The following is a 12818-nucleotide window of genomic DNA, read 5'->3' on the forward strand; positions in this document are numbered from 1 at the left end:
GCGATTCCTGGAGTGAAGTCTGAAGTGTCGATCCGTTCCCGAACATGTGTCAGATCTTGACGCATGTGTTCATTGCAGATGTTTCCTCCTGCAACTGTGAACGGTGATTAAGATCGATTCCCTGACTGACGAAATGGTCGAGTTCACGCTTCTGCGGACATCCATTTGCCTGCCACCATTCAACGGCTCTGGTACGAGTCCAGGCACCATCGATGCTGCAGTTCAATAATGCTTCCCGCAGTTCTAACACCGACTGAAACCGGTCCTCTGGCAACTTCTCCAGGCACTTCATGACGACCTGTTCCAAATCGGCGGGAATCGACGGATTCAAGATGGCAAGTCGTTCAGGGACTTTTTGAGCGTGGGCCAGCAGCAGCTTGATTGCTTTGTCTTCCTGAAACGGAGTCTTCCCCGAAAGCATGAAGTACGCGGCGCAGCCCAACGCATAGATATCGCTTCGCCCATCCACATCATCTCCGCGGGCCTGCTCTGGAGACATATACAACGGAGACCCGGTGACGACGCTCTCCTGCGTCAGGTGAGGGGCTGCATCCGAAGCAAGTGACCGCACCAGACCGAAGTCGAGCAGCTTGGCAACGTCGTAAGCTCCACCACGTTTCGCAGCGAAGATATTGGCGGGCTTGATGTCTCGGTGAACGAGGCATTGTCCATGGGCTTCTGCGAGAGCGTCGCATGTTTGCGCGAGCAGGTGAATCACACGTTCAGGCGGCAACGGCCCATGCATGTCGACAATCTGGTCGAGACTCATGCCGGGAAGATATTCCATCACATAATAGAACGTACCGTCATCGGTCCGCCCAAAGTCATAGATCTCGACGGTGTTCCAGTGTGTCAGCTTGGCGGTTGCCTGAACTTCCTGTTCAAATCGAGCGAGCGTTGCTGGATCACCGGCTTTCTCTGGTCGAATGATCTTCACCGCACAAGGGCGTTTCAGCATCAAGTGTTCCGCAAGATAGACCTCGCCCATCCCGCCACGGCCCAGTAGACGCTTGAGACGGTACTGCCCGAGTTGCTGTGCTTCGAAGGCCTGAGTCCGCAACGACCTGATTTGACGAACGCCTCCAATCGCTAACGCCGAAGTGAATGCCATTCCCATGAATGCTTCGAGAAACACATGGTGAAAATCCGTTGTGTTATCAATCAGCGCCTTCACTTCAGGATGAGTCAGCCATGCCAGACACAGACTGGTCCACGGACCAAATGCCAAGGGAATAATCGTCCACAATGACCGTTGGAATGTCGCCGGGATGAAGAGGACATAAGTGAAGATCAATATCATCCATGGCGGGCTGATATTGATCAGGTATCCATCTTCAGCTGTCGAAACGAGATTCGCGTACCCAACCGCAACGAACAAAATTGCCGAAGAACCGAAAATCAGATTCTCGACAGTTCGTAATTTCTGCAGGGCGTACTGGCACTCGATACAGAGCCGGTAGGCGATGAGTCCGATGAATGCTGTAACGACCACCATCAGAGCGAAGCAAAACCGCGTTGCTTCGTTGGGGTCATAAGACGGAAAAATCCAGGATTTGAGCAGAAAGGCACTGTATCCCAAGCTCAAAATCAGCGCGACTTGCCGTAGCCTACCTCGTAGCAGATTGTTGGTTTCGCTAGAGAAATCAGGGCGACTTCCTTCAACAAAGGCCACCGGCTTCCCTTGTGCAGGGGAGGCGGCAGGCGGGTTCGCTTTGGGTCCAGATGCCAGTGCGGGCATCATGACCGTATTTTCCACGCCGCTGTCGGTCTGGTTCGAAGTCACCATGATCAGCCGTTCGTCAGTAAACTTGTTACCTCAATCATAGCCACACGAGCCCAGCACGCCACCAGAGAACCGAACGCCTGCCAATTGAAAACAACTAAGCCCCATTCCGCATACCATTAACCCCTCGTTCTCACATGAGACCGGGGGAATCCCGCATCAGGCGAGATGGATGCAAAAGGACAGACGGCAGGCAAGGTTCGCCTACTTCAAATCGTATTCTTTGATCTTTCGATAAAGCGTTCTCTCGCCCATCCCGAGCATTTTGGCAGTTTCCTCGCGCCGTCCACCGGTCAGCTCTAATGCTCTCGCGATGTAATATTTTTCGACGTCGTTCAACGGGCGTCCGACCAGCATGTCGGTTCCAGCTGCCGCCGGGAAACCGTCTTGCGAATGGCCTGCCAGAGTTGCCAGTTCGGTTGGCAAATCATCGACGTCAAGTTTGCCATCCGTATCGAGCGCCAGCATCCCTTCGATGACGTTCCGTAATTGGCGGATGTTACCCGGCCAGTCGAAGGAGACGAGAACCTGTCTCGCCCCACGACTAATCCCTTCCACATCCCGTCCGTTACGTTTGCAAAGCTCTTTAAGGAAGTGTTCGATCAGCAGAGGAATATCTTCCCGGCGATCCCGAAGCGGCGGCAGGTAAATGGTGACGACACTCAGACGGTAATAGAGGTCGCTACGGAACTCACCTTTCTCCATCATGCCCTTCAGGTCGGCATTCGTAGCCGCGACCAGACGCACATTAATCGACTTCTCGTCGTTCGATCCCAGACGAGTAATCTTGCGGTCTTCCAGCACACGCAACAATTTGATTTGCGTGTCCATTGGCATTTCGCCGACTTCATCGAGGAACAGTGTCCCTCCATTTGCGAACTCGAATTTTCCGATTCGTCGCGTTGCTGCTCCCGTGAACGCTCCCGCTTCGTGCCCCCAGAGTTCACTCTCCAAAATACTTTCTGGCAGGGCCGAGATATTCAGCGGAACAAATGGTTTGCTTTTCCGTGGGCTGTTCTGATGCAGTGCGCGGGCAACCAGTTCTTTCCCGGTTCCACTTTCACCCAGAATCAGCACTGTGGTGTCAGTCGGGGCCAGGTTTTTGAGCTGTTCAATCACACGATGCATCGCTGGACTGTTCCCGATCACCCCTTCAAACCCGAACCGCTCATCCAGACCACGACTCAGGGCAACGTTGCGGCGAATCAGGCGGATTCGACTCGACGCCTTATCGACCGAGCTTCGCAACTCCTGAATATCCAGCGGTTTGGTCAGGTAGGTATATGCTCCTCCCTGCATCGCGGTCACGACCGATGGAATCGAACTGTGGGCCGTCAACACGATGACTTCCGCATCCGGAAGTTCGGCTTTGGTTTTGCGTAGGATTGCGAGCCCATCGACATCGTCCATCTTCAGATCAGTGATGACGATATCGAAATTCTGGCTCTCGATTAATTCCACCCCTTTTGAGCCGGAGGTGGCAATCGTGCAGTCACAACTCAGCGTCTCAAGGCTGTCGGCGACCGCTTGAGCATGCGGTTCGTCGTCATCCACAATTAAAACACTGATCGCGACGCTCGCGGGATCGTGATGATTGACAGCCAATTCAGTTCTCCGATGAACCCAACAACTCGGCAACCGCAAAAATTACAGGTTCCATCCAAAATGTAAAGGAGCCGAAATGGCAGTTTACCCGGGATCACTAAGTCTGCTCAAACCCAACCGCCGAATCGGCATAGACGGGACACGCCCAAATCTGGCAGGCGGCAGTCATGGACATCCAACGAACGCTTCGCAGTACAAACAAAAATGCGGACCCGTACATCACGGAGTCCGCATTTTGGAACGATCAAGTTTGATGAATCGACGTTGAGTATCCCAGCCGGAAAGTTAGAAGGACTGTCCAATCGCTTCTCGACCGTTGCGGGTGCACAATGCCCAGAACGTATTCTGATCAATGTTCAACGCAATGGGACGAGCAGAGCCGTCTGTCAGACAGAAGTTGATGGCGTCTGTGTGGTAACTGCCAAACCCGAAGAAGTAGACGATTCCAGGAGCTCCCTGGACGCTGCAGTTTGGTGTTCCTGTCCAATAACGATTGAAGCCAGGCTGATCGTCTCGAGCCCGAGCAGTGCTGGAGTAATGGTCTCCCCAGAAACCGAACAGACTTTCTCCAAACAGGAAGGTGTTTGACATTCCGTCAGTAACGTCCCGATCGCCGACAGAGCTGTTCTCATAGAACATCCCATTCATCAGCGGTGCGTTCGGGTCGTTTGTCTGCCATGCTCCCATGTTTCCACGATAGGTGCTGTACCCGAGGTTACCTGGACGCGTCGACGGCAACGCCGCACTTGGACAGACATAGGATTCGATTGGAACCCGAATGTATTCCCAGTTGCTGTCGATTGTCGGTGACGGATCGTGGGCTGTCTTTGGCAGGGTGAAATTGATCGCAAGCGTGCTTTGCTCCATCTGCGGAAGCAGAAGAGCCTGCCAGTTCCAATATGCTCCGAGCACCCAGTCCGTGATTTGAGTCACATTCTGATTGCTTCCTGCAGGGACTGGTGACTGGCCTGGCAATGAGTTGGAGACAGGCACTGTAATCGGCTGACTAAACGGGCTTGGCGTGACCGGAACATCGCAAATCGGCTCGTTCGGGTCATAGCACCAACCGGATGGGAACACCCGATGTGTACTCAGATAGTTATGGGCAGCAAGACCGAGCTGCCGCATGTTATTCAGACATGAGTTTCGCCGTGCCGCTTCACGTGCCCGTTGAACAGCAGGCATCAGCATGGCAACCAATAAACCAATGATGGCAATCACCACCAGAAGCTCAATTAACGTAAATCCATAACGCGGGCGTAACGCCGATCGTCTGGTACTGGATCGAATCTGCATCGAACGTCTCCGAATCTCATAATGCGCTGGTCAACCAGATCGTATCAGGCCTTATCAACGCAAGCAATTTGGATTTCCAATGTGAGGCACACCAAAGTCGAACGTGAATCTCACCATGAGACACTCTCCAGTTACGGGAAAACTCAATCAAATTTAACAACTCACTTCTCTCTCCCTTCAAAACACCATGGAATTCCAATGCATCATTCTGAACCAACTCAGACGCACTGGAGGGGAAAAGGTCTCGCCCCCGTCCGCCTAACAACTTTCCCCGCAAGAGCATCCGTGGCTTTGCCCGCTCTCCGTTCACCTGCGAACCACTTTTTTGACATCGTGAGCTGCAACCAAACTTCCAAAGTGCACCAGCAAGAACAGTCACATACGACAGATCATTCGCCGATGTTTGTGCTGTCATTTCACAGCATCATTTCACGAAAATCCTGATAACTCCCCTCCCGAAAACATTGGATCTCCTCCTGGAAGCGGACTCCGAACCGGTCCCCACAGCACTGTGTCAGGGTCGATGGCCCCGCAAATTCGCATCGCACTCACCTTGCGAAATTTCAATTTGCCGCCAAGACTGTCTGCTCGGAGCACTCGCGCCCCAGCGAAACGGTTTCGAAAACTGGCATCAGGTTCCGCAAATGGAATTGCAGGACGACATGGTCTCTTGATGTTCAGACGCACGCACATCAGCCATGAAAACACGTTATGGTAGGACAGCAAGACGACCTTCCCAGCCAGCCAGCTGCTGGAACAATGCGGGAACTGTTGCAGGTATCATTTCCACTCGTGGTCAGTGCTGGTTCTCTGTCACTGATGAATGTGGTTGACCGCATCTTCATCGCGCAATTGAGTGTCGACGCTCTCGCAGCCACATTGCCTGCAGCCATGTTGAGCTGGACTTCCATCAGTCTTGCATACGGAATCGTTGGATATGCCAACGCGTTTGCCTCTCAGTATGAAGGTGCCGGTCGCAAAGAACGTGTTGCGGCATCGATCTGGCAGGGACTGCTCATTGCTCTGGTGAGCGGCATTGGCCTGTTGCCAATGATGATCTACGCCCCACAGATCTTTGCCATGATGGGGCATACCCCGCATGTGCAGGCGTTGGAAGTCACTTATTTTCGCTGGCTCTGTCCGGTCGCTATTCCCACTCTGTTAACCGCGGTTCTCTCGGCATTCTTCACAGCGAGAAAACGATCCGCCGTCATCATGTGGGTGAACGTCGTGACGTCACTTTTAAATGTCGTCGGGGCCTATATTCTCGTCTTTGGCATCGGCTCCTTCAAAGGACTGGATATCGCCGGCGCTGCGATTGCCACTGTTGCAGCCCAATCCATCGGGGCGATTGCACTGGCGATTCTGATGTTTCGTGACGGCAAACGGGAAGGCTATCCGTTCCGTGAGACATGTCGGATCGAATGGCCATTGTTCAGCCGCATGATTCGCTACGGCTTCCCCAACGGAATCCAAATGTTCCTCGATGTGGGGGCATTCACGCTTTTCGTTGCGTTTGTCGGGCAGTTAGGCGCAGTCGAACAGGCAGCAACAAATCTGGCATTCACCCTGAATTCACTGGCATTCATTCCCATGATCGGTATGGGGACCGCAATCGTGACGCTTGTCGGCCATCGCATTGGTGAAGGGCGTGCCGAACTTGCAGTCAGAACTGTCTGGAAAGCAATGTTTCTCGCAGGCGGGTACATGATTGCATTCGCAATTCTCTACCTGTCGTTGCCAGACCTGATTCTCAAACCGTTCATGAATAGTTCAGAGGTCGAGCTTTTCAATGAGATGCGGCCAACCGTGGTCGTACTGTTGAAGTACGTCGCGCTCTATACATTCTTCGATGCCATGGCGATTGTATTTGGCGCCGCAGTTCGAGGAGCGGGAGACACGACATTCTCCCTGGTCTTTTCCATGTTATGCGGCTGGCTGCTGATGGTGGTCCCAGCCTACTTGTCCGTTCGCAACGGCTGGGGGCTGCATGGATGTTGGATCGCTGTGACCGTCACCGTTTTTGTGATGGGATTCGGCTTCTTATGGCGATTCCAGGGGGGAAAATGGAAGACGATGCAAGTAATCGAGAAGACACCACTTGAACTCCCGGACGAAGTCTGACAGCGTGAATGGACAGTCGCGGCGGGTTAGCTTGGTTCAAACGTTCTCATGCGTCACGAAATTTCATTCAGCCTCAATCCCCTTTGAATCAGGCATGACAGGTGTGAGAAAATGCGGTAGTCTCGAAATTGAAGCAGATTGCCTCACCGTGTTCCTCTCCGGCAGATGTCTCAACTGGCGCGTGCCGACTCATCAGAGAAGTGACGGGAACCATCACTTTCGACCAGCAATATGCCGCATCCTTCCAACGATTCTTCACTCGACACATTAGTGGATCAGGTGATCCATGGTGATCGCGGAGCGCTGGCACAGCTCTTCGATTACTATCGAGACCGATTGTGGAGGATCGTCCAGTTCCGAATGGATCGTCGACTCGTGGGGCGAATCGACGCTGATGATGTTCTGCAGGAAGCGTATCTGGACGCAGAGAAGAGGATTGAACACTTCCTCTATGATTCCCCGGACTCGTTCTTTATCTGGTTGCGAATGATCGTCAATCAGACATTGATTGATGTTCACCGACGGCATCTGGGAACCCAGGCACGGGATGCCAGCCGGGAAAAATCCATCTCCGGAGGCTGGAGTTCCGAGTCGACTTCGTTTTCCCTTTCCCGTCACCTGCTGGACGGGATCACGTCCCCCAGTCAGGCGGTCGTCAAAGCCGAACTGGCGGAGCAGCTCAACCTTGCACTGGAGGGGATGACTCATCTCGACCGTGAGGTGCTCGCTCTCCGGCATTTCGAGGAATTGACCAACAGCGAAACCGCCCGAGCACTGGCAATTTCTGAACAGGCGGCAAGTCTTCGCTATGTCCGAGCGATTGGACGGCTTCGCAAAATCCTTGAAGCATTGCCGGGGTTTCGAGACCGGTTGCCACAATAGCCTCGCATCTTCTACCGTGTGCAGCGCGGGAAATGTCGAGATCGGGCCGCTGGCTCAATCGGCCGTCATTCCGCAAGTGAACTCAGAATCCGTCTACCCGGAATGACATCATGTCGAGTGGGATCGAACTTTTCCTGGCCGCAGTTGCCTCTGCCTTCATCGGATCAATTCCGTTCAGCCTTTTGATTGCAAAATGGGTGGCTGGCATCGACTTGCGGAAACACGGCAGCGGCAACGTCGGGGCCACCAACGTCGCCAGAACACTCGGCGCCAAATGGGGATTCATCGCCCTGTTGATGGATGCCGCGAAAGGCGCTTTGCCGACAGCATTGTTTCCATTATTCCTCAGTCATGCTTCCCCGGAGCTCGTCAATGAGAAGGTTCTCTGCGGAGCGTGCGCTGTGCTGGGACACATGTTTTCTCCATTCATCGGATTCAAAGGGGGCAAAGGAGTCGCAACTGCACTCGGTGTTGTGACCGTCCTGGCTCCCGCTGCGACAGGTTGCGCGCTGCTCGCTTTCATCCTGACATTCGCCCTGTCCAGAATCGTTTCGCTTTCTTCAATCGTTGCGGCAATCACTTACGCCGTTGTTGAATTCATTCTGATGGGTGAAAAGCTTTGGGCGCCCAACTCCTGGGCTCTCGGCGTATTTGCAGTCGCGATTCCGTTGCTGATTCTGATCCGACATCGGACCAACATCGTGCGATTGCTGAAAGGCGAGGAACCAAAGCTGACATTCAAAAAGAAAACGTCTTCTGAGACGAGTTCAGAGAAAACTCCAGAGGAAGTTCACAAATCGTAGTGACCTGCCTGATCGAATAGAGTCTTTTTCGAAAATCTGTTTGTCAGCAATCGCAATTCCTTTGCGGTTTGATCTGTTTTGCAAGCAAACTGCACATAACGAGCAAACGTTGATACAATTCAGCAAGAAACGGATTCGGCATTGAAGGGACTGGAGCACGTCATGGGGACTCGAAAATCAAATCCAGATGAAGTTCAGGAAATTCGAGAGATCCTGCGAACGGCCGGGCTGCGAAGTACTCCGGCACGCATTTCAGTCCTGCAACTGCTTCGAGCCGCTCACACTCCGCAGACTCACGCGGATATTGCAGACCAGCTTGTTCCGCTAGGTTTCGACAAAACGACCGTCTTCCGCAATCTGACCGATATGGCCGACGCAGGAATCGTTCGTCGCACCGAACTGGGCGACCATGTCTGGCGATTTGAGTACCGTGATGCCGATAGCCATGAGGATGGTCATCCCCATTTTGTCTGCATCGACTGCGGCGGAGTCACCTGCTTAGGCGATCTCGAGTTCACTCAATCTTCCCGGAACCGCTCTGACGAAATCGGCCGCATTACCGAGATTCTGCTGAAGGGCCACTGCACATCCTGCACTTCAACGGTTGAGAAGTAACAAAAAAACGTGCCGGTCTCCAATGCTGGAAACCGACACGTCTTGTTGAACTCGCTTCTCGCTATTCGGCTGAGCGTGCCTTGTCGGAGATGTCTTTTCGACACCAGGCTCCCTGCCAGCGAATGCAACGAACCGCTTCATAGGCTTTTCGTTTTGCATCGGAAACGTTGTCACCCAGTGCAGTCACGCCAAGGACGCGGCCCCCTGTGTTGACGACTTGTCCCTTCTGCATGGCTGTTCCTGCATGGAACACCTTCACGTCCGGCAGTGCATCGGCAGCGTCCAGACCACGAATCGGGTGCCCGGTCGAGAGCTTCCCTGGGTATCCTTCGGAGGCCATCACAACGCAAACCGCTGTCCGTTCATCCCACTCCAGCTGTGGCAGATCTTTGAGTTTTCCGTCAGCTGCAGCACAGAGAACGTCGAAGAGATCCGTCTTCAAACGCATGAGAATCGCTTGTGCTTCCGGATCACCGAGTCGCACATTGTATTCGAGAACTTTGGGTCCCTGAGCAGTCAGCATCAGACCGGCGTAAAGAACCCCTTTGAATTCCGTTCCGTTCACGCGCATCGTGTGCACGGTTGGAATCAGGATCTTCTCAATCACACTGTCCATCAACTCCGGAGTTGCGAACGGAGCAGGGCTGTAGGCTCCCATCCCGCCGGTGTTGGGTCCGGTGTCGCCATCGTAGGCCGCTTTGTGATCCTGGGCGGCTTCAAGAGTGATGATCGTTTTGCCATCGACCAGTGCCAGAATACTGACTTCCTGACCGACCAGCTTCTCTTCAATCACAACTGTTTTGCCAGCGTCCCCAAAGGCCTTCTGCGTCATCATCAAATTGACGGCCGCAATCGCCTCGTCTTTGGTTTCGCAAACAGAAACCCCTTTGCCTGCCGCAAGACCATCAGCCTTCACGACGAGCGGAGTTTCTTCACGTTCCTGAATGAAGTTAATGGCCGCTTCTGCGTCCTTGAACACACGATAATCCGCTGTCGGGACGCTCGCCTGTCGAATGATGTCTTTGCAGAATGCTTTACTGCCTTCGAGGTTGGCAGCAGCTTTCGATGGCCCGAAGACACGCAGGCGCGCCTTCTTGAATGCGTCGACGACACCAGCCACGAGCGGCGCTTCTGGACCAACGACGGTCAGATCGATCTTCTCGTTTTTCGCGAACTGAACGAGACGGTCAGCATCAGTTCCCTCGATGTCGATGTTCACAACATCGGCACCAATTCCGGCATTCCCCGGTGCGCAGTAAACCTGCGTCACTTTGGGAGACTGCTTCAGTTTCCAGGCGAGGACGTGTTCACGACCACCTGATCCGACCACCAGCACTTTCATCGTCGAAATATCCTCTGCCACGCCGTGTCAGGCGTGATCGACCAAGGGCAACACGAGCGATCCGCTCGTCTATTTTGTCAGCGTAGCGACCGATTTGATCACAGTATTGTCTCTGCGATCATTTTTACTGCACGACGACAGTCGCTACATCAATTTCAAATCGAATCAGGAACTCGATTCAGGCAGAACAGAAGTCGGACTCCTGTGCCGTTGTCGTGACTCACAAAGGAATCATTGAGTATAGTCTGGCAAAGGACTCGTCGCGAGCAGGGATAAGTGGTCCGGCAGAAAAATTATCCTGAGCCCTTTCATTCAACGGCTCAACAGGTTACGACGAGACCAACAGCGTATCTCATTCCGGAACAGGTCGGAATCTGGTGGAGACAACCGTGTCGTCTTTTGGAAATCTGACTGGAAAACGCGCTGTTGTGACAGGTGCGTCTTCCGGAATTGGCCGCGAAATCGCCATGGAACTCGCTCGCGCCGGGTGCGACATCATTGTCCATTATGGCCGATCGGAAGAAGCGGCAAACCGTGTCGTCGAAGCCATCACGGCGCTGGGACGCAACAGTGTTTCCCATCAGCTTTCACTCCCATCAGATTCCATTCAGGCGTTTGTCGATGATGCCTGGTCGGTCTGGGATGGAATTGATATCTGGATCAACAACGCAGGAGCCGACCTGTTGACCGGACCGGGTGCCAAACGCAATTTTGCAGAGAAGCTCGAAATGCTCTGGGAGGTTGATGTTCAGGGGACGGTTCATCTGTCTCGCGCCGCTTTGACCAAGATGAAGCAGGCTGGCTCCGGGACGATCTTGAATATCGGCTGGGATCAGGCAGATCGTGGCATGGAAGGGGACAGTGCCGAACTCTTTTCCATTGCGAAAAATGGAATCATGGGGTTCACACGATCCTTATCTCTGACTGCTGCCCCGGAAGTTCGCGTGAACTGTATTGCTCCCGGCTGGATTCAAACCGCCTGGGGAGAACAGGTCCACTCGGAATGGCAGGAACGTGTGATTCGCGAAACCCCGCTGCGACGCTGGGGACTCCCTTCGGATATCGCCAAACTCGCCAGATTTCTCGTGAGCGATGATGCTGCGTACATCACCGGTCAGGTCATCAACGCCAACGGCGGCGCCATCCGCTAAGACCGATCCGGTTTGTTGAATTGGTCGCGCAGCTGTCTTCTCTGGCAGAGAGAGTCAGAATCCCTCGCGCCAGATCCCTGCGCGCATCTCGGATTCGCTTCAAATCAGTCCGCGATCTCAGAGGGCCCCTCAGCGGAATTTGCAATGGCATCAATGCCTGTCGATCTATAGTCTAATGGAGTGACCAGATTGTCAGCCGCACAGGAGCGTTCCGATGTCACGATTTCAAGTTGTCGTTACCGACTTCATTCGTTCTCCACTGGATCTTGAACAACGGCATCTTGGAGATATCGCAGACGTCACCGCACTTGAAGCGATGAGCGAAGACGATCTGACAGGGCGAATCGAAGAAGTCGACGCAATGATGGTCTACCACTTCATTACGTTGTCAGCGAAGACAATCAACCGACTCAAGAAGTGCAAGTTGATCGTCCGGTGCGGGGTCGGATTCGACAATGTCGACTTGAACGCAGCCAAAGCAAAAGGAATTCCTGTCGCCAATGTCCCGGACTATGGGACAGAAGAAGTCGCCGACAGCGCGATCGGGTTAACACTCTCCCTGACGCGCGGGATTCATCTCGCCAACAGTCGAATGCAGCGTCAGGCGGATGCCTGGACCTATCATCAGGTCGTCCCTTTGAATCGCCATCGAACCATGGTCTTCGGGCTTCTCGGCATGGGGAGAATCGGCATTGCGACCGCATTGAGAGCAAAAGCACTGGGCATGCGAGTCGTCTACTTTGATCCCTATATCGCATCAGGACTCGACAAGGCGATCGGAGTCGAACAAGTCGATTCCCTTCAAGAACTCCTCTCCATCTCGGATGTTCTGAGCATTCACTGCCCGCGCACTCCAGAGACCTCACATCTCATCAACGCAGAGACCATTGCCCGAATGAAGCCGGGTTCGTATCTCGTCAATACGTCGCGGGGCGGGGTCGTCGATGCCGTCGCCGTCCTCCATGCTCTCGAATCCGGACACCTCCGGGGAGCCGCTCTCGACGTTCTGGAAGTCGAGCCTCCGCACGCTGATGATCCGGTTGTCCAAGCGTGGCGCAATCCGGAGCACCCCGCGTTCGATCGACTGATTCTTAACCCTCACTCGGCGTTCTATTCGGAGCAGGGACTGGACGACATGCGAATTAAAGGGAGCGCAAACTGCCGTCGGGCTCTCCTTGGAGAACGGATCATCAACGTTGTGAACGAAGTCTGGTAGA

General features: G+C 53.8%; 10 protein-coding genes. 6 read left to right on the forward strand and 4 right to left on the reverse strand.

From position 1 onward, the window contains the following. Nucleotides 1-49: 49 nt before the first annotated feature. The 3 genes from SH527x_RS13970 to SH527x_RS13980 form a co-directional block, all read right to left on the reverse strand. Nucleotides 50-1786, reverse strand: coding sequence for a serine/threonine protein kinase (locus SH527x_RS13970; protein ID WP_437191288.1), 1737 nt, complete (start codon nucleotides 1784-1786; stop codon nucleotides 50-52). Between the two features lie 201 nt (nucleotides 1787-1987). Continuing rightward, nucleotides 1988-3388: a sigma-54-dependent transcriptional regulator gene (locus tag SH527x_RS13975; RefSeq protein ID WP_437191289.1), complete on the reverse strand. Its 1401-nt coding sequence runs from the start codon at nucleotides 3386-3388 to the stop codon at nucleotides 1988-1990. A gap of 285 nt (nucleotides 3389-3673) precedes the next feature. Then, nucleotides 3674-4684 carry a DUF1559 domain-containing protein gene (locus tag SH527x_RS13980; protein ID WP_437191290.1) on the reverse strand — a complete coding sequence of 337 codons (1011 nt, stop codon included), beginning with the start codon at nucleotides 4682-4684 and terminating at the stop codon, nucleotides 3674-3676. A gap of 711 nt (nucleotides 4685-5395) precedes the next feature. On the opposite strand from SH527x_RS13980, the gene SH527x_RS13985 reads away from it, so the two are divergent. From SH527x_RS13985 to SH527x_RS14000, 4 genes are all read left to right on the forward strand, one after another. After that, entirely contained in the window at nucleotides 5396-6808 is a 1413-nt protein-coding gene (locus tag SH527x_RS13985) for an MATE family efflux transporter (protein ID WP_437191291.1), read from the forward strand. 231 nt (nucleotides 6809-7039) lie between these two features. Continuing rightward, nucleotides 7040-7690 (forward strand): sigma-70 family RNA polymerase sigma factor, encoded by a 651-nt coding sequence (locus SH527x_RS13990; RefSeq protein ID WP_437191292.1) that lies wholly within the window; start codon nucleotides 7040-7042, stop codon nucleotides 7688-7690. 110 nt (nucleotides 7691-7800) lie between these two features. Further along, nucleotides 7801-8493, forward strand: coding sequence for a glycerol-3-phosphate 1-O-acyltransferase PlsY (gene plsY / locus SH527x_RS13995; protein WP_437191293.1), 693 nt, complete (start codon nucleotides 7801-7803; stop codon nucleotides 8491-8493). A gap of 162 nt (nucleotides 8494-8655) precedes the next feature. After that, the gene (locus SH527x_RS14000; protein ID WP_437191294.1) at nucleotides 8656-9108 is read left to right on the forward strand and encodes a Fur family transcriptional regulator; all 453 of its coding nucleotides are present in this window, start codon (nucleotides 8656-8658) and stop codon (nucleotides 9106-9108) included. 61 nt (nucleotides 9109-9169) lie between these two features. Here the strand turns inward: SH527x_RS14000 and purD are convergent, their stop codons facing one another. After that, entirely contained in the window at nucleotides 9170-10459 is a 1290-nt protein-coding gene (gene purD, locus SH527x_RS14005; protein WP_437194632.1) for a phosphoribosylamine--glycine ligase, read from the reverse strand. Nucleotides 10460-10839: 380 nt separating this feature from the next. Between purD and SH527x_RS14010 the strand changes: the two genes are divergently transcribed. After that, nucleotides 10840-11601, forward strand: coding sequence for an SDR family NAD(P)-dependent oxidoreductase (locus tag SH527x_RS14010; RefSeq protein WP_437191295.1), 762 nt, complete (start codon nucleotides 10840-10842; stop codon nucleotides 11599-11601). A 214-nt stretch (nucleotides 11602-11815) separates the two neighbouring features. Further along, nucleotides 11816-12817, forward strand: coding sequence for a C-terminal binding protein (locus tag SH527x_RS14015; RefSeq protein WP_437191296.1), 1002 nt, complete (start codon nucleotides 11816-11818; stop codon nucleotides 12815-12817). Nucleotide 12818 lies beyond the last annotated feature (1 nt).

This window comes from Planctomicrobium limosum (assembly GCF_051465645.1).
GTDB lineage: Bacteria > Planctomycetota > Planctomycetia > Planctomycetales > Planctomycetaceae > Planctomicrobium.